Raw genomic sequence first — 20909 nt, 5'->3', positions numbered from 1 at the left:
ACCGAGCCCGCCGCCGACGTCGACGGCCCGGCCCTGGAGTCGGTGCGCCGCCGCCGGGTCGTGGACCGGCTGGCCCGCCGGATCGTCGCGGGCCAGCGCTCCACCGTCGTCCGGCCGGTGCTCGAGCCGCTGGCCGCGCTGCACCGGCAGAGCCACCCCAAGGCCGACCTCGCCCTGCTGCAGCGCGCCTACGACGTCGCCGAGGCCGCGCACGCCGCCCAGAAGCGCAAGTCCGGCGACCCCTACATCACCCACCCGCTCGCGGTGGCCACCGTGCTGGCCGGCTTGGGCATGGACACCACCACCCTGGTCGCCGCGCTGCTGCACGACACCGTCGAGGACACCGGGGTCTCGCTGGAGTCCATCGTCACCGACTTCGGGCCCGAGGTCGCCCACCTCGTCGACGGCGTCACCAAGATCGACAAGGTGCAGTTCGGCGACGGCGCGCAGGCCGAGACCATCCGCAAGATGATCGTGGCGATGGCCCGCGACCCCCGCGTGCTGGTCATCAAGCTCGCCGACCGGCTGCACAACATGCGCACGCTGCGCTTCCTGCCGCCGGAGAAGCAGGAGAAGAAGGCCCGCGAGACGCTGGAGATCCTGGCCCCGCTGGCCCACCGGCTGGGCATGAACACCATCAAGTGGGAGCTCGAGGACCTCGCGTTCGCCACGCTCTACCCCAAGCGGTACGACGAGATCGTCCGGCTGGTCGCCGAGCGCGCACCCTCCCGCGACACCTACCTGGCCGAGGTCACCAGCGCGGTCACCGAGCAGCTCAAGGGCGCGAAGGTCGAGGCCACCGTCACCGGCCGGCCCAAGCACTACTACTCGATCTACCAGAAGATGATCGTCCGCGGACGCGACTTCACCGACATCTGGGACCTCGTCGGCATCCGCATCCTGGTCGAGTCGGTGCGCGACTGCTACGCCGCGCTGGGCATCATGCACGCGCACTGGCAGCCGGTGCCCGGTCGCTTCAAGGACTTCGTGGCGATGCCGAAGTTCAACATGTACCAGTCGCTGCACACCACGGTGATCGGCCCGCAGGGCAAGCCCGTGGAGCTGCAGATCCGCACCCACGACATGCACCGCACCGCCGAGTACGGCATCGCCGCGCACTGGAAGTACAAGGAGAAGGCCAAGGGCGGGGTCGCCGCCGGGCCGCGTCCGGGCACGGCCGGTGACGACATGCTGTGGCTGCGCCAGCTGCTGGACTGGCAGCGCGAGGCGCAGGAGCCCGGCGAGTTCCTGGAGACGCTGCGCTACGACCTCGGTCCGCAGGAGGTCTTCGTCTTCACGCCCAAGGGCGACGTGATGAGCCTGCCGGACAACTCCACCCCGGTGGACTTCGCCTTCGCGGTGCACACCGAGGTCGGCTACCGATGCATCGGCGCGCGGGTGAACGGGTCGCTGGTGTCGCTGGACTCGAAGCTGTCCAACGGCGACACCGTCGAGGTCTTCACCTCCAAGTCCCCGACCGCCGGGCCCAGCCGCGACTGGCTGGAGTTCGTCGGCTCCTCCCGCGCCCGGACCAAGATCCGGCAGTGGTTCACCAAGGAGCGCCGCGAGGACGCCGTCGAGGCGGGCAAGGACGCGCTCACCAAGGCCATGCGCAAGGCCGGCCTGCCTCTCCAGCGCCTCATGGGCGGCGAGGCGCTGGCCACCCTCGCAGCCGACCTGCACCACCCCGACGTCAGCGCGCTGTACGCCGCGGTGGGGGAGAGCCGGGTCTCGGCGTCCTCGGTCGTGGAGAAGCTGCTGGTGGCCCTCGGCGGCTCCGAGGGCGCCACCGAGGACATCGCCGAGACCGCCATCCCGGCCCGACGCTCGGTGGCCCGCAGCGCCGGCGGGGACCCCGGCATCGTCGTCACCGGCATGGACGACGTGTGGGCCAAGCTCGCCAAGTGCTGCACCCCGGTGCCCGGCGACGACATCCTCGGCTTCGTCACCCGCGGCGGCGGGGTCAGCGTGCACCGCACCGACTGCACCAACGCCGCGGACCTGCAGCGCAAGCCCGAGCGGCTCGTCGAGGTCGCCTGGGCCGCGCAGCCCGGCGCGGTGTTCCTGGTCGCCATCCAGGTCGAGGCACTGGACCGGCACCGGCTGCTCTCCGACGTCACCAAGGCCCTCGCCGACGAGCGGGTCAACATCCTCTCGGCGTCGGTGCAGACCAGCCGCGACCGGGTGGCGGTCAGCCGGTTCACCTTCGAGCTGGCCGACCCCGCGCACCTGGGCGCGGTGCTGCAGACCGTGCGCAACGTGGACGGCGTCTTCGACGTGGAACGGGTGACGGCGTAACCAGCGGCGCGGGGGCGCCGTCCCGCCTGGTCGGCGTCGACGTCGCCCGGGGGCTCGCCGTGCTGGGCATGTTCGGGGCGCACCTGCTGGCCACCGACGACCTGGTGTGGACCGACCCGGGCACCTGGTCCGGGCTGGTGGACGGCCGGTCCTCGATCCTGTTCGCGGTGCTCGCCGGCGTCTCGGTCGCCCTGCTGACCGGGCGCACGGCGCCACCGGCCGGGGAGGCGCTCGTGCGGGCCCGGCTGGTCGTGCTCACCCGGGCCGCCCTGCTGCTGGTGGCCGGTGGCCTGGTGCAGCTGCTGACCACCGGCGTGTACGTGATCCTCGAGTTCTACGCCGTGCTGCTCGCGCTGTGCGTGCCGCTGCTGACCTGGTCGCCGCGCCGGCTGTTCGCGCTCGCCGCGGGGTGGGTGGCGGTGGTCGTCCCGCTGTTCCACCAGCTGCTGCTGCCCTGGGTCGCCGCCGGCCCCGGCGGCGGGGTGCTCGGTGAGCTGGCCGTGACCGGCTACTACCCGGTGGTCGTCTGGGCGGCGTTCGTCGTCACCGGGCTGGGTGTCGGGCGGCTGGACCTCACCGCGGCCGGCACCCGGGTGCGCCTGGCCGGCGCCGGCCTCGGGCTGGCCGTGGTCGGGTACGGGGTCGGGCCCCTGCTGGGCGTGCGGGCCGACCCCGCCGTCCCCGGGTTCGTGCTGCAGGAGGGCGCGACGTCCTGGCGGGACCTGGTGCCGGCCGCCGACCAGCTGCTGGTGGCCGACCCGCACAGCGGGTCGGTGGCCGAGGTGGTCGGGTCCGGCGGGTTCGCCCTGCTCGTGCTGGCCGGGTGCCTGTGGCTCGCCGACCGGGTGCGGCCGGTGCTGGTCCCGCTGGCCGCCGTCGGCTCCATGCCGCTGACCGCCTACTGCGTGCACCTGCTCGGGCTCGCCGCCGGCGGTGACCGCTCGGCGCTGACCGCGGACCAGCGCTGGGCGGTCTACCTGGTCTTCGCGGTGACCGCCCTCGTGGCGTGCACCGCCTGGTCCCGGCTGGTCGGGCGGGGTCCGCTGGAGCAGGTCGTCGCCGCGGTCACCGGCCGGGCGGTGGCCGCCGGGCCGCGGGTCAGGCGGCCGGGGTGACTCCGGTGATGGTGACCGGGGTGGCGGGGGCGCCGTCCTGGCTGCCGTCCGCGACACCGCCCGCGGCGACGGTGTCCAGCACGCCCAGGCCGGCGTCGCCGATCGAGCCGAAGACGGTGTAGCTCGGCGGGAGCTGGCTGTCGCCGTAGACCAGGAAGAACTGGCTGCCGTCGGTGCCCTGTCCGCTGTTGGCCATGGCCAGCACGCCGCGGCTGTAGGTCTCGCTGCCCGAGGTGGCGGTCGGGAAGGTGTAGCCGGGGCCGCCGGTACCGGTGCCCGACGGGTCCCCGCACTGCAGCACCTGCAGACCCTCGGAGGTGGTCAGCCGGTGGCAGGGGGTGCCGTCGAAGTAGCCCTGCGAGGCCAGCGACGTGAAGCTCTCGGCCGCGCAGGCGCCGGGGCCGGAGAAGTCCAGGGTGACCGGGACGTCGCCGGCGCTCGTGGCGATGGTCTCGGCCTGCTGCCCGGTGGGCAGGTCGCCCGAGGGGGCGTCGACGGCGAAGGAGCCGGCACTGCCCTGCGCGTCGTAGGTGTAGGTGCAGGACCCGGCGGTGGTGGTCTGCCCGGCCCGCTCGGCGCCGGGGCCAGCGGTGGGGGCGGCCGCCGAGCTGGTCGAGGTGGCGTCGGCGGTGGCGGTGGTGTCGTCGTCCCCGCCGATGCCGGTGATCAGCAGCGCGGCGCCCACGACGACCACGACGGCGGCCACGGTGGCCCCGACCAGCAGGTTGCGGCGGCGCTTGCGCTGCTGCGCGGCCCGCCGCTCCAGCTGCCGCTGCAGGTGACGCTGGGCGGACTGACGGCGCTGCTTGTTGCTGACCACGAGGGGGCAGTCTAGGCGGGCCTCACTGGCGACCTGCTGGGACGCCGATCGGGACGCCGGACGTGTCGGCGGTGCCACGTACCCTGCTCGGGTGCTCATCCGCTCGTTCCCCGCCGGGGCATTCGGTACGAACTGCTACGCGGTGGCCACCGGTCCGCGCGCCGAGTGCGTCGTCGTCGACCCCGGCATGGACGCCGTCGAGCCGCTCGCGCGGATGCTGGCCGACGACGGCCTGAAGCCGGTCGCCGTCGTGCTCACCCACGGGCACCTGGACCACACCTTCTCGGTGCTGCCGGTCTGCGACGGCTACGACATCCCCGCCTACCTGCACCCCGACGACGCCGGCATGCTCGCCGACCCGGTCCGCTGGCACGGCCCGCAGCTGGCGCCCCTGGTCTCCGGGGTGCGGCTGCCCGACCCGGCCGACGTGCTGACCCTCGAGGACGGCGCCACCGTGTCGCTGGCCGGCGTCGACCTGGTCGTGCGGCACGCCCCCGGCCACACGCCGGGCTCGGTGATGTTCTCCCTGGACCTGGACGACGCCCCGGGGCTGCTGGCCGGCGACGTGCTGTTCGCCGGCTCCGTGGGCCGGGTCGACCTGCCCGGTGGGTCGTGGGAGTCGATGCTCGGGTCGCTGCGCGACGTCGTCCTGCCGCTGGACGACGCCACCGTCGTCCTCCCCGGTCACGGCCCGGCCACGACCATCGGGCGGGAGCGGGCCACCAACCCCTACCTGGCCGAGGCCGCCGCCGCACCGAGGGGGCGGGGGCTGTGAGCGACGTCCAGCGCGCCCCCAAGGGCACCTTCGACCGGCTGCCCCCCGACTCGGCCACCTACCTGGCCGTGCGCGACGGGCTGGTCGCCCCGCTGCTGACCGCCGGCTACGGCTACATCGAGACCCCGGTCTTCGAGGAGACCGCGGTGTTCTCCCGCGGCGTGGGCGAGTCCACCGACGTCGTGTCCAAGGAGATGTACACCTTCGACGACCGCGGCGGCCGCTCGCTGACCCTGCGGCCGGAGTTCACCGCCGGGGTCATGCGGGCCTTCATCGAGCACCGGCTCTTCGCCGGCGCCCTGCCCGCGAAGCTGTGGACGGTCGGGTCGGCGTTCCGCTACGAGCGGCCGCAGGCCGGCCGCTACCGGCACTTCACCCAGGTCAGCGTCGAGGCCCTCGGCGTCGACGACCCCGCCCTGGACGCCGAGCTCGTGGCCCTCGCCGACGCCGGTTTCCGCGGCCTCGGGCTCACCGACTACGACCTGCAGCTGACCTCGCTGGGCGACGCCACCTGCCGGCCGCAGTACCGCGAGCTGCTGGTGGACTTCCTGGCCGGCCTGGACCTCGACGAGGAGACCCGGGCGCGGGCCGCGATCAACCCGCTGCGGGTGCTGGACGACAAGCGGCCCGAGGTGCAGGCCCAGCTCGCCGACGCCCCGCTGATGGTCGACCACCTGTCCGAGGGGACCAGGGCGCACTACGACGCCGTGCGCCAGCACCTGTCCGACCTCGGGGTGACCTGGGTCGAGGCGCCCCGCCTGGTGCGCGGGCTGGACTACTACACCAAGACCACCTTCGAGTTCGTGCACCGCGGCCTGGGCGCGCAGGCCAGCATCGGCGGCGGCGGGCGCTACGACGGGCTGTCCGCGGCCCTCGGCGGCCCTGACCTCTCGGGCATCGGCTACGCCGTCGGGGTGGACCGCACCCTGCTCGCCGTGCAGGCCGAGGGCCTGGACGTCCCGGTCACCGGCGGCACGGACGTGTTCGTCGTCCACCTGGGCGCCGACGCCAAGCGGTTCGCCGTCCGGCTGGTCGGGCAGCTGCGGGCCGCGGGCGTCGCCGCCGACACCGTCTACGGCGGCCGCGGGCTCAAGGGCGCCATGAAGGCCGCCGACCGCTCCGGCGCCGCACGCGTGGTCGTGGTGGGGGAGCGCGACCTGGCCGAGGGCGTCGCCCAGGTGAAGACGATGGCCACCGGCGAGCAGGTCGCCGTCCCCCTCGGTGAGCTGGCCGACCGCCTGCGTGCGAGCGTGTGAGCATGGAAACCCGCCCCCTGGGCCGCACCGGCGCGTCCGTCTCCGTCGTCGGCCTCGGCACCTGGCAGCTCGGCGCCGACTGGGGCGACGTCGACGACGCCACCGCCCGCCAGGCTCTCGACACCGCCCTGGACGCCGGGGTCACCCTGCTGGACACCGCCGACGTCTACGGTGACGGCCGCTCCGAGCAGCGCATCGCCGCCGCCCTGGCCGACCGCGGCGGCGACCGGCCGTTCGTGGCGACCAAGGCCGGGCGCCGGGCCGACCCCTTCGTCGCCGAGACCTACACGCCCGAGAACCTGCGGGCCTGGGTCGACCGGTCGCGCCGCAACCTCGCCGTCGACACCCTCGACCTGGTGCAGCTGCACTGCCCGCCGCCCGCCGTCTACTCCGACCAGCGCGTCTACGACACCCTCGACGGGTTCGTCGCCGACGGCTCGGTCGCCGCCTACGGCGTCTCCGTCGAGACGGTGGCCGAGGGCCTGACCGCGCTGGAGCACGAGGGCGTGCAGTCCATCCAGGTCATCCTCAACGTCTTCCGCCGCAAGCCGCTGGAGGAGCTGCTGCCCGCCGCCGCCGCAGCACGGGTCGGCATCCTGGCCCGGGTGCCGCTGGCCTCCGGCCTGCTCACCGGCCGGTTCACCGAGGACACCACCTTCGGCGCCGACGACCACCGGCAGTTCAACCGCAACGGCGAGGCCTTCGACGTCGGCGAGACCTTCGCCGGGGTGCCCTACGAGGTCGGCGTCGCGGCCGCCCGCGAGTTCGTCGAGGTCGCCGGCGACCGCACCCCCGCCCAGGTCGCGCTGCGCTGGATCATCCAGCAGCCCGGCGTGACCGCCGTCATCCCCGGCGCCAGCAGCGTGCGGCAGGCGGCGTCCAACGCGGCCGCCGCGGACCTGCCCCCGCTCACCGACACCGAGCTGGCCGACCTCGAGCGGCTCTACGACGAGCGCATCCGCACCCACGTCCACTCCCGCTGGTAACCCTGAGAGGCACTTCCTTGTTGCGCACCCACGACGCCGGCACCCTCCGGGCGTCCGACGCCGGAACCACCGTCACCCTCGCCGGCTGGATCGCCCGCCGTCGCGACCACGGCGGGGTGGTCTTCCTCGACGTCCGCGACGGCTCGGGCTACGCCCAGGTCGTCGTCCGCGAGGAGGAGGCGCACGCGCTGCGCAACGAGTTCTGCGTGCTCGTCACCGGTGAGGTGCAGCGCCGGCCCGAGGGCAACGAGAACCCCGAGCTGCCCTCGGGCGAGATCGAGGTCGTCGCCTCGACGCTGCAGGTGCTCTCGGCGTCGGCCCCGCTGCCCTTCCCGATCGAGACCGCGCAGGCCGCCGGGGACGACGTCCGCTACGCCCACCGCTACCTCGACCTGCGCCGTCAGGGCCCGGCCTCGGTGATGAAGCTGCGCAGCGAGGTCAACCGGGTCGCCCGCGGCGTCATGGCGGGCCTCGGCTTCACCGAGGTCGAGACCCCGTCGCTGACCCGCTCCACCCCCGAGGGCGCCCGCGACTTCGTCGTCCCGGTCCGGCTGCAGCCCGGCTCCTGGTACGCCCTGCCGCAGTCCCCGCAGCTGTTCAAGCAGCTCCTGATGATCGGCGGGCTGGAGCGGTACTACCAGATCGCCCGCTGCTTCCGGGACGAGGACTTCCGCGCCGACCGGCAGCCGGAGTTCACCCAGCTGGACTTCGAGATGAGCTTCGTCGACCGGGACGACGTGCTCGACGTCGCCTCGGCCGTGGTCACCGCGCTCTGGCGCGAGCTGGCCGACCACGAGGTGGGCGAGATCCCGCGGATGACCTACCGCGAGGCGATGGACCGGTTCGGCTCCGACAAGCCCGACACCCGCTTCGGGGTCGAGCTGACCGAGCTGACCGACTTCTTCGCCGAGACCCCGTTCCGGGTGTTCCAGGCGGCCTACGTCGGCGCTGTCGTGATGCCCGGCGGCGGCTCGCAGCCCCGGCGCACCTTCGACGCCTGGCAGGACTGGGCCCGCTCCCGCGGCCACAAGGGACTGGCCTACGTCACCGTCGCCGAGGACGGCACGCTCGGCGGCCCGGTCACCAAGAACATCTCCGACACCGAGCGCGCGGGCCTGGTCGCCGCCGTCGGCGCGCAGCCGGGCGACTGCATCTTCTTCGCCGCCGGCCCCCGCCGGCCGGCCCAGGAGCTGCTCGGCGCGGCGCGCAACGAGATCGCCAAGCGGCTGGAGCTGGTCCCCGAGGGCTCGTGGGCGTTCCTGTTCGTCGTGGACTTCCCGATGTTCGAGGAGACCGAGGACGGCGGGTGGACCTTCATGCACCACCCCTTCACCTCGCCGACCCCCGAGTGGCGGGAGCGGTTCGCCGAGGACAAGGGCGCGGCGCTGTCCGACGCCTACGACCTGGTGATCAACGGCAACGAGTGCATGTCCGGCTCGGTCCGCATCCACGACGCGGCGCTGCAGGAGCGGGTGTTCGAGACCCTCGGCATGTCCACCGAGGAGGCCCGGGACCGGTTCGGCTTCTTCCTGGAGGCCTTCGCCTACGGCCCGCCGCCGCACGCCGGCGCCGCGCTGGGCTGGGACCGCCTGGTCGCGCTGCTGGCCGGGGTGGAGTCCATCCGCGAGGTCATCGCCTTCCCCAAGACCGGGGCCGGCTACGACCCGCTCACCGGCGCCCCCACCCCGATCAGCGCCGCCCAGCGCAAGGAAGCCGGCATCGACGCGACGCCGGAGACTCACCCGTAGTTGATCATCGTCATCCGCAGCTGAGGACACGCCCCCGTGGGCGTGCCCGGCCTGCGGATGACGATGATCAACAGTGGCTGGGGTGCTGGGGTGCTGGGTAACGTGCGGCACATGCTGCGCGCCCGCACCCTGCTCGGTCCCGGTCCCTGCAACCCCTACCCGGAGGCCACCGTCGCCCTCGGGCAGCCGCTGCTGGGCCACCTCGACCCGCTGTTCCTCCAGGTGCTCGACGAGACCTCGGACCGGCTGCGCACCGTGTTCGGCACCGTGAACCGGCGCACCCTGCCGCTGTCGGCCACCGGGTCGGCTGGCATGGAGGCCGCCTTCGTCAACACCGTGGGGCCCGGCGACGTCGCCGTGGTCGCCGTCAACGGGCTGTTCGGCCAGCGGATGGTCGACGTCGCCTCGCGCACCGGCGCCGAGGTGGTCGCCGTCGAGCACGAGTGGGGCCAGCCGGTCGACGCCGAGCGCGTGCTCGCCGCGCACCCCTCGCCCAAGGTCATCGCCGCCGTGCACGCCGAGACCTCCACCGGCGTGGAGTCCGACATGGCGGCGCTCGGCGCCGGCAAGGGCGACGCGCTGCTCATCGCCGACTGCGTGACCTCCCTCGGCGGGATCCCGGTCGAGCTGGACGCGTGGGGCGTGGACATCGCCTACTCCGGCTCGCAGAAGTGCCTCGGCGTCGCCCCCGGCCTGGCGCCGTTCACGATCTCCGACCGGGCCTGGGAGCGGCGGATCACCAAGCCGCAGTCCTGGTACCTCGACCTCGGCATGCTCGGCGGGTACGCCGGCGAGGCCGCGGGCTCGGGCGGGCGGACCTACCACCACACCGCGCCCACCGGCATGGTCGTCTCGCTGCACGCGGGCCTGGGCCGGGTGCTGGAGGAGGGCCTGCCCGCCGTGCACGCCCGGCACGCCGCCGCCGGCGGGGCGCTGCAGGCCGGTCTGGTCGAGCGCGGCATGCGCTTGTTCGCCGCTGAGGGCCACCGGCTGCCCGAGCTGACCACGGTCTGGGTGCCCGACGGCGTGGACTCCGCGGGCGTGCGCAAGCGGTTGCTGGAGGAGTACTCCATCGAGATCGGCGGCGGGGTGGGCGAGTTCGCCGCGACCGTGTGGCGGATCGGGATGATGGGCCACAACGCCCGCCCCGACACCGTCGCCCTGGTGCTGGCCGCGCTGGACGACGTCCTCGCCTGAGCCCTTCGTCCGTGCGCCTCCCGCAGTTGATCATCGTCCGCTGCAGGCCGGACACGCCGCACCCCGGCGCGTCCCACCCGCGGATGGCGGTGATCAACGGGGGCGGGGCGGGGGCTGCCAGCCGCGGCTGACCAGGGCGCGGCGGCAGCGGTCGACCACCGTTCGCCGGTTGCGGTGGCGGTTGGCGAAGCGCAGCACCAGCCAGCCGTCGGCGGCCATCAGCGAGTAGCGGTCGATGTCGCTGTCGAACTGGTCGGCCTCGGCATGGTGGCGGCCCTCGTACTCGCCCAGCACCTTCCACGCCTCCCAGCCGAGGTCGCCGTGGGCGACCACCTCGCCCCTCGCGTCGCGGACCGGCACCTGCAGCTCGACCGGGGGCAGGTCGCTGTCGATGAGCCACCACCGCACCTGGCTCTCTGGGCGCGACATCGCCCGGCCGTCCAGGTGGGGGGCGACCGCACGGGCCCGGACGACGCCTCGCGTGCGGCCCGCGCGGGTCAGCCGTGCCGCCAGTTCCGCGGGGTCCAGGGTGCCGGCCCGGAGCAGTGCATCGCCCACCGCGCACAGCTCGTCGGCCGACATCGCCGCGGCGCAGTCGAGGAAGGTCTGGGCGCCGCTGGTCACGCGCAGGCCGTCGACGACCACCACGTCGTCGGCGGCGAGCGAGCGGGTGCGGGTGACGACCTCGGCGCGCTGCGGTAGCACCCGGCGCGGGGTGAGCGCGATCGTCGGTCGGGCCGGCAGGTCGACGTGCGCCCCGAGCAGGTGTGCGGCGGCGAGGTGGCTGTAGGCGGCGTCGGGCGGCAGGCCCTGGGCCAGCAGCGCGAGGCGTTCGCGGGCGTCGACCGCGTCGGGCAGCTGGACCCAACGGTCGTGTGCCAGGTGCAGCCAGTCGGCGCCCTGCCGCCGACCGCGGCCGGCGCCGAGGGCGGTGGCCTGCGCGGCGGTGACGACGTGGGGTGGCTGCACCCCTCGACCGTGCCGCCAGGAGCGGGCGCACGGCCGCCGTCCGCCCCATCTGTGGACAGGGCCAGCGGGTGTGGACGCCCGCCAGCGGCTCGCGCGCAGGTCTGCTAGCCGTCCACCCCGCGTTGATCATCGCCAGGTGCAGGTGGGACAGGCCGGGAATCAGCGCGTCCCACCTGCCGATGGCGATGATCAACTGCATGGGTGGGGTGGGGTGGGGCAGGGGTCAGGTGGCGGTGTTGAGCCTCGCGAGTTGCTCGGGGCTCAGCTGGACGTGGGTGGCTGCCGCGCTGTCCTGGATGGAGCGCGGCTTGCTGGCGCCCGGGATCGGGATGACGACGTCGGCCTGGGCGAGGTGCCAGGCCAGCGTCACCTTGTAGACCGACACGCCCAGCTCGCCGGCCACCGCGGCGAACTCCGCCGCCGTCGAGGCCAGCGAGCCCGCCCCGCCCATCCCGCCGAACGGGCTCCACGGCAGCCAGGCCAGACCGGTGGCCGCGCAGTGCGCGAGCTCGTCGGCCGAGGACCGGAAGCCGGGGGAGAACTGGTTCTGCACGCTCACCAGGGCGTCGCCCAGGATCGCCCGGGCGGCGTCGATCTGGCCGACGTCGGCGTTGGAGATGCCGACCATCCGCACCTTGCCGGCGTCGTGCAGCTCCTTCATCCCGCCCATCGACTCCTCCCAGGGGGTCTCCGGGTCGGGCCGGTGGAACTGGTAGAGGCCGATTGCGTCGGTGCCCAGCGCCCGCAGCGAGGCCTCGCAGGCCCGGCGCAGGTACTCGGGGCTGCCGTCCAGGGCCCATTCGCTGCCCTCGCGGGTGTGCCCGCCCTTCGTGGCCACCAGGACGTCGTCCGACCCGCCCCAGGAGCGGATCGCCGCGGCGACCGTGCGCTCGTTGTGGCCGACCTCGGACTCGTCGAGGCAGTAGGCGTCGGCGGTGTCGATGAGGGTCACGCCGGCGTCCAGCGCGGCGTGCACGGTCCGCTCGGCGTCCTCGGGCGAGGGCCGGTCGCCCACGGACAGGGGCATGGCGCCCAGGCCGATGGCCGAGACGGTCACCCGGCCGACGGTGTCGTTGCCGATGGTGCGGTGCTGCACGGAGGGGTCCTCTCCTCGATCCGGATCGTCGGGGGACTGTCTGCCCCCGGCGGTAGCGTCGTACGCGTGAGCACCCTGTTCGACCCGGAGCCGACCGCGGACCCCGGCGTCGACCCCGGTGCCCCCCTCGCCGTGCGGATGCGCCCGCGCGCCCTCGACGAGGTGGTCGGCCAGCAGCACCTGCTCGGCCCCCGCGCCCCGCTGCGCCGCCTCGTCGAGGGCGACGAGCCCATGTCGCTGGTGCTCTACGGCCCGCCCGGCACCGGCAAGACCACCCTCGCGCACGTCATCTCGCTGGCCACCAAGCGCAAGTTCGTGCAGCTGTCGGCCCTGGACGCCGGGGTCAAGGAGGTCCGTGCGGTCATCGCGGGGGCGAAGTCCGAGCTGGTGCACGGCAACCGCCGCACCGTGCTGTTCATCGACGAGGTGCACCGGTTCTCCAAGACCCAGCAGGACTCCCTGCTGTCGGCCGTCGAGGACCGGGTGGTCAGCCTCGTCGCGGCCACCACCGAGAACCCGTTCTTCTCGGTGGTCTCGCCCCTGCTGTCCCGCTCGCTGGTGCTCGCCCTGCAGTCGCTCTCGGACGGCGACGTGCGCGCCGTGCTGCACCGGGCGCTGACGTCCGAGCGCGGGCTGGCCGGCGCCGTCACGCTCACCGAGGAGGCGGAGGAGCACCTGGTGCGGGTGGCCGGCGGCGACGCCCGCAAGGCGCTCACCGCCCTGGAGTCCGGCGCCGGGGCTGCTGCCGCTGCGGGCACCGGCACGCTCGACCTGGCCACCCTGGAGACCGCGGTCGCCCAGGCCGCCGTCCGCTACGACCGGGCCGGCGACCAGCACTACGACGTCGCCAGCGCGCTCATCAAGAGCATCCGGGGGTCCGACGTGGACGCCGCGCTGCACTACCTGGCCCGGATGGTCGAGGCCGGCGAGGACCCCCGGTTCATCGCCCGGCGGTTGGTCATCAGCGCCAGCGAGGACATCGGGATGGCCGACCCCACCGCGCTGCAGGTCGCCGTCGCCGCCGCCGACGCGGTGGCCTTCATCGGCATGCCCGAGGGCCACTTCGCCCTCGCCCAGGCCACCGCGCACCTGGCCACCGCGCCGAAGTCCAACGCCCTCACCGTCGCCATCTCCGAGTCCGTGGCCGACGTCCGGGCCGGGCTCGGCGGGCCGGTGCCGCCGGGGCTGCGCGATGCGCACTACGCCGGGGCGGGGAAGCTCGGCCACGGCGCCAGCTACGCCTACCCGCACGACCACCCCGACGGCGTGCTGGCCCAGCAGTACCCGCCCGACGCACTCGTCGGCCGCGACTACTACCGGCCCACCGGCCGGGGTGCCGAGGCCGCGATCGGGGCCCGGCTGGGCAAGCTGCGCGCCATCGTCCGCCGCCGCCGCTGAATGCCGGCGCCCGGTGTCGGACCCCGCAGTTAGGGTGGCCCCCGACCTGGAGACAGCCGGGACCGCAGTCGTGCACAGCCGAGCAAGGGGAGACACCACGTGTCCGCAGGAGAGATCGCCGGGCTCATCGCCGCGGCCGCACTGGTGCTGCTGGTGGTGCTGCTCGCGGTGCCGCTGCTCAAGCTCGGCCGCACCCTCGACGAGACCACGCTGACCATCCGCCAGGTCCGTGAGCAGAGCCAGCCGATCCTCAGCCAGGCCTCCACCACGGTCACCCACGTCAACGCCAACCTCGAGCGGGTCGACGACATCACCGGCAACGCCGCGAACGTCTCCAGCAACGTCGCCGCGCTGACCAGCGTCTTCGCCGCCACCCTCGGCAGCCCGCTGATCAAGGCCGCCGCCTTCAGCTACGGCGTCCGCAGCGCGGTCGGCAAGAAGCGCGAGGGCCAGGCGCTGGCCGCCGCGCAGCGTGATCAGAAGGCCGAGCGCCGCGCGCGCCGCGCCGCGCGGCGGGCCGCCTGATGCGCCGGCTGTTCTGGCTGGCCATGGGCGTCACCATCGGCGTGCTCGTCGTCCGCAAGCTCTCCGCCGCCGCCGAGCGGTTGACGCCGCAGTCGGTCGCGAGCCAGCTGGCCGAGGGGCTGCGCGACCTCGGCGACGCCATCGCCGACTTCGGCGCCGACGTCCGCGCGGCCGCGGCCTCGCGGGAGGACGAACTGCGCGAGGGCACCGGCCTCGACGCGCCGCTGCCCACCCGCGAGCAGGCCACCGCGGGCGGCCAGGCCGCCCTGCAGGCCCGACGCGGCGCGCACGCCGCCGATTCCTGACACCCGCACCACCCACCGGGCTCCCCGCCCACCCGAGGACGAAGTCGAGATGCAGACCGCCGAGATCCGCCGCCGTTTCCTGGAGCACTTCGAGAAGCGGGGCCACACCGTGGTGCCCAGCGCCTCGCTGGTCTCGCCCGACCCGTCGCTGCTGTTCACCGTCGCCGGCATGGTGCCGTTCATCCCCTACCTGACCGGCCGGGAGCCCGCGCCCTACCCGCGGGCCACCAGCGTGCAGAAGTGCGTGCGCACCCTCGACATCGAGGAGGTGGGCAAGACCACCCGGCACGGCACGTTCTTCCAGATGAACGGCAACTTCTCCTTCGGCGACTACTTCAAGGCCGAGGCCATCCAGTTCGCATGGGAGCTGGTCACCGGGTCGGTGGAGGACGGCGGCCTCGGCCTGGCGGCCGACCGCATCTGGCCCACCGTCTACCTCGACGACGACGAGGCGTTCGAGGCCTGGCAGGCCTACGTGCCGGCCGAGCGCATCCAGCGGCGCGGCAAGGACGACAACTACTGGTCCACCGGCGCGACGGGCCCGGCCGGCCCCTGCTCGGAGATCCACTACGACCGCGGTCCGGAGTACGGCCCGGACGGCGGCCCCGAGAACGACCCGGCCGGCGACCGGTTCCTGGAGATCTGGAACCTCGTCTTCATGCAGTACGAGCGGGGTGACGGGGAGGGCAAGGAGTTCCCGATCCTCGGCGAGCTGCCGCGCAAGAACATCGACACCGGCATGGGCCTCGAGCGCGTCGCGTTCCTGCTGCAGGGCGTCGACAACATGTACGAGATCGACGAGGTCGCGCCGGTGCTACGCCGGGCCGCCGAGCTGGCGGGGGTCACCTACGGGGCCGACCACGACGCCGACGTCCGGCTGCGCGTGGTCGCCGACCACGTCCGCTCCGGTCTCATGCTCATGGGCGACGGCGTCACCCCCGGCAACGAGGGCCGCGGCTACATCCTGCGGCGGCTGCTGCGCCGCGCGGTCCGCGCGATGCGGCTGCTGGGCGTCGAGGACCCGGCGCTGCCGCAGCTGCTGCCGGTCAGCCGCGACGCGATGAGCCCGAGCTACCCCGAGCTGGCCGCCGACTTCGAGCGCATCTCCTCGGTCGCCTACGCCGAGGAGGAGGCGTTCCGACGCACCCTCGTCGCCGGCACCGCGCTGCTGGACACCGCGGTCGGCCAGCTGAGGTCCTCGGGCACCCCGCAGCTGTCGGGCGCGCAGGCGTTCCAGCTGCACGACACCTACGGCTTCCCGATCGACCTCACCCTGGAGATGGCCGCCGAGCAGGGCGTGTCCGTCGACGAGGCCGGGTTCCGCGCGCTGATGACCGAGCAGCGCGACCGCGCCCGTGCCGACGCGCGCGCCAAGCGCAGCGGCGGCGTCGACGTCAGCCGGTTCTCCGAGCTGCTCGCCCAGCACGGCCCCACCGACTGGCGGGCCTACGACACCCTGCGCACCGAGTCGCGCGTGCTCGGCGTCGTCGGCGATGCCGAGGTCGCCGGCACCGGCGAGCTGACCCGCGTCGTGCTGGACGCGACCCCGTTCTACGCCGAGTCCGGTGGCCAGGTCGCCGACGCCGGTCACCTGGTCTGGGACGGCGGACGCGCCGAGGTCGTCGACGTGCAGCGGCCGGTCAAGGGCCTGGTCGCCCACCAGGTGCGGGTCCTCGAGGGCGAGCTGCGCGAGGGCGCCGAGCTCGCCGCCGAGGTCGACCTGGAGTGGCGCCGCTCCGCCTGCCAGGCGCACTCGGGCACCCACGTGGTGCACGCCGCGCTGCGCCGGGTGCTCGGGCCGCAGGCGCTGCAGGCCGGTTCCTACAACCGGCCGGGCTACCTGCGGCTGGACTTCGCCTGGCAGGGTGCGCTCACCGCGCAGCAGCGCAGCGACATCGAGGACGTCGCCAACGCCGCCGTCCGCGAGGACCAGGCGGTGCGCGCGCTGTGGATGACGCTGCCCGAGGCCCGTCAGTTCGGCGCGCTCGCGCTGTTCGGCGAGACCTACGGCGAGCAGGTGCGCGTCGTGGAGATCGGCGGTGAGTGGTCCCGCGAGCTGTGCGGTGGCACCCACGTGCGCGGCAGCGCGCAGATCGGCCCGCTGGCGCTCACCGGGGAGAGCTCGGTCGGCTCGGGCTCCCGCCGCGTCGAGGCCGTCGTCGGCCTCGAGGGGTTCCGTTACCTGGCCCGCGAGCGCGACCTTGTCCGGCAGCTGTCGGACCTGCTGAAGACCCCGCAGGACGGCCTGGTCGAGCGCGTCTCCGGCATGCTCGCCCGCCAGCGCGACGCCGAGCGGGAGCTGGCCGAGCTGCGCGGGGCGCAGACCCTGGCCGCCGCGGGCGACCTGGCCGCCGCGGCGCGCGAGGTCGGCGGGGTGCAGCTGGTGACCGGTTCGCCGGCCGGCCTGTCCGGTGGCGACCTGCGCGGGCTGGCCCTCGACGTCCGCGGCCGGCTCGGTGCCGCACCCGCCGCCGTGGTCCTCGCGTCCGAGGCCGACGGCAAGGTCGCCCTCGTCGCGGCGCTGACGCCGGGAGCGCAGGAACGCGGGTTGTCGGCGAACGACCTGCTGCGCGCGGCCGCCGGTCCGGTCGGCGGTCGCGGTGGCGGCAAGGCCGACGTGGCGCAGGGCGGCGGCACCGAGCCTGCCGGCATCCCGGCGGCGCTGGCCGCCGTGGAGCAGGCCGTGGCCGGGGGCGCGTGAGCAGCCCCGGGGACGACGCCGGGGCCTGGGTCCCCGGCCGCCGGCTGGGGGTGGACGTCGGCACCGTGCGGGTCGGTGTCGCGCTGTCGGACGCCACCGGCTTCCTCGCCTCGCCGCTGACCACCCTGCGCCGGGCCAAGGACGCCTCCGACCTCGACCGGTTGGCTGCCCTCGTGGTGGAACACGAGGTGGTGGAGGTGGTGGTGGGGGAGCCGAGGCACCTGTCGGGTGCGTCCGGGGCTTCCGCCGCCGATGCGGGCGCCTACGCTGGTTCACTGGCCACGCGGATCGGGGACGTCCCGGTGCGTCTCGTCGACGAAAGGCTCTCCACCGTGACCGCTGCCAGCTCCCTCCGGGCCCGGGGCGTCGACGCCCGGCGGCAGCGCGCGGTCATCGACCAGGAGGCCGCCGTGGTGATCCTGCAGAGCTGGCTGGACCGCCGCCGGCCCGCGGGCGGAGCGTGATCGTGGGCAGCGACGCTGGCGACCGCAGCGACCGCCGGGCCCGGCACGACGGCGAGGGCCGCCCTGCCTCGGAGTTCCTCCGCGAGTGGCAGACCGGCGAGTTCGCGGCGATCAGCGACGACCCCACCGGACCGGTGACCAGCGGCCGTCGCGCCCGTCGCCGTGCGCTGGAGGAGGAGGCCGCCCGGCGCGGGGCCGCCCAGCCGCCGGCACCCGAGGACGACGCCACCGTGCGCACGCCCCTGGTGCCCGGGGCACCCGGCGCCCCGCAGGCCCGCGGTTCCGTGCCGCTGCCGCCGGTGTCCGCCCTGTCGGGCCTGGCCCTCGGCGGGACGGGTGAACGCCCGGCGGTCCGCGCCGACGACGACACCGACCGGCACCCCCGCCACCCGGCGACCGAGGACCACCCGGCCACCCGCCAGCAGCACGCCGTCGCCGCCGAGCAGCGGTACGCGGACGAGCAGCGGTACGCGGACGAGCAGGGCCACGGGGACCACGACCTGCACGACCAGCACCCCGACGACCTGCACGGCGACGACCCGCACGGTGACCTCGAGGACCACGGCGTCGACGGCCCGGTCGACCACGCCGACGACTACCGGGACGCGCGGCCGGTCACCGGTGAGCACCCGGTGTGGGACCAGACCGGTGGCCTGGAGGTGATCGGGGCCGACGACGACGACCACCACCACGGTGGGCGCCGCGGCCGCCGGGACAGGGGTCGCACCCGGGGTCCGCGCCGCAAGCGTCGCCCGGTCACCATCCTGCTGTCGCTGCTGGTGCTGGCCGGCCTCGTCGTCGGCATCGTCTTCGGCGGCCAGTGGCTGTACCAGCGGATCAACCCGGTGGCCGCGGACTACAGCGGTTCCGGCTCGGGCGAGGTGGACATCCGGGTGGAGAGCGGCGACTCCCTCACCGCCATCGCCCGCACCCTGCAGAGCGCCGACGTCATCGCCTCCACCGGCCCGTTCGTCGACGCCGCGTCGGCCAACCCGGCCGCGGCCAGCATTCAGCCCGGGGTCTACTCGATGGCCCTGCAGATGAGCGGGCAGGCCGCGCTGGACCGGCTGCTGGACCCGGCGTCCCGGTTGTTCTCGCGGGTGACCCTGCCCGAGGGGCTGCGGGTCGACGCCGCGCTGCAGCGGATCGCCGACGCCTCGGAGATCCCGCTGGCCGACCTGCAGGCCGCCGCCGCGGACCCGGCGGCGCTGGGCCTGCCGGCCTGGGCCAACGGCATGCTCGAGGGCCACCTCTTCCCGGCCACCTACGACATCGAGCCCGGCCAGACCGCCACCGACGTGCTGAGCGCCGTCGTGGCCCGCGGCGAGCAGACCTACGACTCGCTCGGCATCCCCGAGGCCGACCGGTTGCGGGTGCTCACCGAGGCCAGCCTGGTGCAGGCCGAGGCCGCCACCACCGAGGACATGTCCAAGGTGGCCACGGTGATCAACAACCGGATCGCCATCGGGATGCCGCTGCAGTTCGACACCACCGTCAACTACGCCACCGGCAAGAGCGGCATCACCACCACCGCCGAGGACCGCGCCACCGACTCCCCGTACAACACCTACCGGTACCCCGGCCTGCCGCCGGGCGCCATCGACAGCCCCGGCGAGGAGGCTCTGCGGGCGGTCCTGGACCCCACCCCGGGTGACTGGCTCTACTTCGTGGTGGTCAACCCCGACACCGGCGACACCCGGTTCGCGGCCACCGCCGCCGAGCACGCGGCCAACGTGGCGCTGTTCCAGCAGTGGCTGCGCGAGAACCCGGGTGGCTGAGCGGGCCGCCGTCCTCGGGCGCCCGATCACCCATTCGCTGTCCCCGGTGCTGCACCGGGCCGCCTACGCAGCGCTCGGGCTGACCGACTGGACCTACGAGGCGCTCGACCTGGGCGCCGACGAGCTGCCGGTGCTGCTGGGCGGGTTGTCGGAGGAGTGGCGCGGGTTCTCCGTCACCATGCCGTGCAAGCAGGCCGCGGCGGCCTGGGCCACCGAGTCCGACCCGCTGCCCCGCCTGCTCGGGGCGGCCAACACCCTGGTGCGCGTGCCCGGCGGCTGGCGGGCGGAGAACACCGACGTCACCGGCGTGGGCATGGCCCTGCAACTGGCCGGGGTCGAGCAGGTCGGCCACGCCGCGATCCTGGGTGCCGGCGGGACGGCGGGCGCGGCGGCCGTCGCGCTGGCCAGCCTGGGCGCGCACACCGTGGACGTCGTCGTCCGGGACCCCGCGCGGGCGGCCGGGGTCGTCGGCGTGCTGGACGCCCTGGAGGTCACCGCCCGGGTGGCCACGTTCGCCGAGACCCCCGAGGTCTCCGCCCCGGTGGTGGTCAGCACCGTGCCCACCGACGGCCAGACCACCGTCGCCGGGCTGCACTGGCAGCCCGGGCAGACCGTGCTCGACGTGCTCTACGCCGGCTGGCCCACCCCGCTCGCCGCCGCCGTCCAGGCCGCCGGCGGGACCCCGGTGCACGGACTGGACGTGCTGTTCTGGCAGGCCACGGTGCAGGTCGAGCTGATCACCGGCCGACCGGCGCCCCTCGAGGCCATGCGCACGGTGCTGGACGCCGCCGTCCCGCGCTGAGCCGTGCTCGCCCTCGCGGCCGGGCTGCTCGGTGCAGCGCTGGGCCCCTGGCTGGCCCGGGCCACCGTCCGGCTGTCGCGACGGGACGCCGCGGCGGCCCCCGGCCGGACGCGGACGGTCCTGACGGCACTGCTGACCGGGGTGGTGCTGGCCGGGGCCGCGGCGCTCACCGGGCCGCGGCCGCTGCTGGCCGGGGTGCTGTGGCTCGGGGCCGCCGCGGTGGTCCTGGCCGGCGTCGACCTGGCCGTGCACCGGCTGCCCGACGTCGTCACCCTGCCCGCGCTCGCCGTCCTGCTGGGGGCGGTCGCCGTCGACGCCCTGGTCGAGGGCAGTGGGGTGCGGGCCCTGTCCGGTGCCCTGCTGGGCGCCGCGGCGTTCGCGGTCGGGGTCGTGCTGCGGCTGGTCGCCCCCGCCGGGCTCGGCTTCGGCGACGTCAAGCTGCTCGCGCCGCTGGGTGTCCTGCTGGGCTGGTGGGGCGGCGGCGCACTGGTGGTCGCCGGCCTGTTCCTCGGGCTGTTCCTGGGCGCCGGCGGCAGCCTGGCGCTGCTGGCCACCCGGCGGGCGGGGTGGCGCACGGCAGTGCCCTTCGGGCCGCCCCTGCTGCTGGGGGCCGCGGTGGCGGTGGTGCTGGCCGGACCGCTCTGAGCGGGCCTGTCGGACCCGGCTGGCAGACTGC

General features: G+C 74.8%; 18 protein-coding genes. 15 read left to right on the top strand and 3 right to left on the bottom strand.

From position 1 onward, the window contains the following. Together NH342_RS07045 and NH342_RS07040 are read left to right on the top strand one after the other, a co-directional pair. Positions 1 to 2298 (top strand): bifunctional (p)ppGpp synthetase/guanosine-3',5'-bis(diphosphate) 3'-pyrophosphohydrolase (locus NH342_RS07045; protein ID WP_253013099.1); only part of this gene is annotated, 2298 nt, incomplete at its 5' end. A gap of 26 nt (positions 2299 to 2324) precedes the next feature. Further along, a complete protein-coding gene (locus NH342_RS07040) occupies positions 2325 to 3413 on the top strand; it encodes a heparan-alpha-glucosaminide N-acetyltransferase domain-containing protein (RefSeq protein WP_256479662.1) in 1089 nt (362 codons plus the stop codon). Here NH342_RS07040 and NH342_RS23310 read toward each other — a convergent pair. Beyond that, entirely contained in the window at positions 3397 to 4233 is an 837-nt protein-coding gene (locus NH342_RS23310) for a peptidylprolyl isomerase (RefSeq protein WP_308200620.1), read from the bottom strand. The genes NH342_RS07040 and NH342_RS23310 overlap by 17 nt on opposite strands. A 91-nt stretch (positions 4234 to 4324) precedes the next feature. Between NH342_RS23310 and NH342_RS07030 the strand changes: the two genes are divergently transcribed. From NH342_RS07030 to NH342_RS07010, 5 genes are all read left to right on the top strand, one after another. Beyond that, positions 4325 to 5008, top strand: coding sequence for an MBL fold metallo-hydrolase (locus NH342_RS07030; RefSeq protein ID WP_253013095.1), 684 nt, complete (start codon positions 4325 to 4327; stop codon positions 5006 to 5008). Beyond that, positions 5005 to 6264: a histidine--tRNA ligase gene (gene hisS, locus NH342_RS07025; RefSeq protein WP_253013093.1), complete on the top strand. Its 1260-nt coding sequence runs from the start codon at positions 5005 to 5007 to the stop codon at positions 6262 to 6264. Before NH342_RS07030 ends, hisS begins: the two co-directional genes overlap by 4 nt. Positions 6265 to 6266: 2 nt before the next feature. Further along, positions 6267 to 7250: an aldo/keto reductase gene (locus tag NH342_RS07020; protein ID WP_253013091.1), complete on the top strand. Its 984-nt coding sequence runs from the start codon at positions 6267 to 6269 to the stop codon at positions 7248 to 7250. Positions 7251 to 7270: 20 nt separating this feature from the next. Further along, entirely contained in the window at positions 7271 to 8998 is a 1728-nt protein-coding gene (gene aspS / locus NH342_RS07015; protein ID WP_253013089.1) for an aspartate--tRNA ligase, read from the top strand. Positions 8999 to 9088: 90 nt separating this feature from the next. Continuing rightward, the gene (locus NH342_RS07010; RefSeq protein ID WP_253013087.1) at positions 9089 to 10195 is read left to right on the top strand and encodes an aminotransferase class V-fold PLP-dependent enzyme; all 1107 of its coding nucleotides are present in this window, start codon (positions 9089 to 9091) and stop codon (positions 10193 to 10195) included. A gap of 93 nt (positions 10196 to 10288) precedes the next feature. Here NH342_RS07010 and NH342_RS07005 read toward each other — a convergent pair whose 3' ends face one another. Together NH342_RS07005 and NH342_RS07000 are read right to left on the bottom strand one after the other, a co-directional pair. After that, on the bottom strand, positions 10289 to 11164 hold the full coding sequence (locus tag NH342_RS07005; protein ID WP_253013085.1) for a hypothetical protein: 876 nt from the start codon (positions 11162 to 11164) through the stop codon (positions 10289 to 10291). Positions 11165 to 11387: 223 nt separating this feature from the next. After that, the gene (locus NH342_RS07000; protein ID WP_253013083.1) at positions 11388 to 12260 is read right to left on the bottom strand and encodes an aldo/keto reductase; all 873 of its coding nucleotides are present in this window, start codon (positions 12258 to 12260) and stop codon (positions 11388 to 11390) included. A 66-nt stretch (positions 12261 to 12326) separates the two neighbouring features. Here NH342_RS07000 and NH342_RS06995 point away from each other — a divergent pair, with 66 nt between their 5' ends. The 8 genes from NH342_RS06995 to NH342_RS06960 all read left to right on the top strand — a co-directional run bounded on the left by NH342_RS06995 (position 12327) and on the right by NH342_RS06960 (position 20878). After that, on the top strand, positions 12327 to 13658 hold the full coding sequence (locus NH342_RS06995) for a replication-associated recombination protein A (protein ID WP_253013081.1): 1332 nt from the start codon (positions 12327 to 12329) through the stop codon (positions 13656 to 13658). Between the two features lie 99 nt (positions 13659 to 13757). Next, entirely contained in the window at positions 13758 to 14183 is a 426-nt protein-coding gene (locus NH342_RS06990) for a DUF948 domain-containing protein (RefSeq protein WP_253013079.1), read from the top strand. Next, positions 14183 to 14488 carry a hypothetical protein gene (locus tag NH342_RS06985; RefSeq protein ID WP_253013077.1) on the top strand — a complete coding sequence of 102 codons (306 nt, stop codon included), beginning with the start codon at positions 14183 to 14185 and terminating at the stop codon, positions 14486 to 14488. The genes NH342_RS06990 and NH342_RS06985 overlap by 1 nt, the downstream gene beginning before the upstream one ends. Before the next feature lie 49 nt (positions 14489 to 14537). Further along, positions 14538 to 17189 carry an alanine--tRNA ligase gene (gene alaS / locus NH342_RS06980; RefSeq protein WP_253013075.1) on the top strand — a complete coding sequence of 884 codons (2652 nt, stop codon included), beginning with the start codon at positions 14538 to 14540 and terminating at the stop codon, positions 17187 to 17189. Beyond that, positions 17186 to 17653 carry a Holliday junction resolvase RuvX gene (ruvX, locus tag NH342_RS06975; protein ID WP_253013073.1) on the top strand — a complete coding sequence of 156 codons (468 nt, stop codon included), beginning with the start codon at positions 17186 to 17188 and terminating at the stop codon, positions 17651 to 17653. Before alaS ends, ruvX begins: the two co-directional genes overlap by 4 nt. A 2-nt stretch (positions 17654 to 17655) precedes the next feature. Further along, complete coding sequence (mltG, locus tag NH342_RS24130) at positions 17656 to 19431, top strand: endolytic transglycosylase MltG (RefSeq protein ID WP_253013071.1); 1776 nt, start codon at positions 17656 to 17658, stop codon at positions 19429 to 19431. Continuing rightward, positions 19424 to 20233 carry a shikimate dehydrogenase gene (locus tag NH342_RS06965; RefSeq protein WP_253013069.1) on the top strand — a complete coding sequence of 270 codons (810 nt, stop codon included), beginning with the start codon at positions 19424 to 19426 and terminating at the stop codon, positions 20231 to 20233. The genes mltG and NH342_RS06965 overlap by 8 nt, the downstream gene beginning before the upstream one ends. Positions 20234 to 20236: 3 nt before the next feature. Then, positions 20237 to 20878 carry an A24 family peptidase gene (locus tag NH342_RS06960; protein ID WP_253013067.1) on the top strand — a complete coding sequence of 214 codons (642 nt, stop codon included), beginning with the start codon at positions 20237 to 20239 and terminating at the stop codon, positions 20876 to 20878. The last annotated feature ends 31 nt before the right edge of the window (positions 20879 to 20909 follow it).

This window comes from Klenkia sp. PcliD-1-E (assembly GCF_024124375.1).
Classification (GTDB): Bacteria; Actinomycetota; Actinomycetes; order Mycobacteriales; family Geodermatophilaceae; genus Klenkia.
Note: the sequence above shows the minus strand (reverse complement) of the source record. Positions and strands in the feature narration are given on the sequence as shown.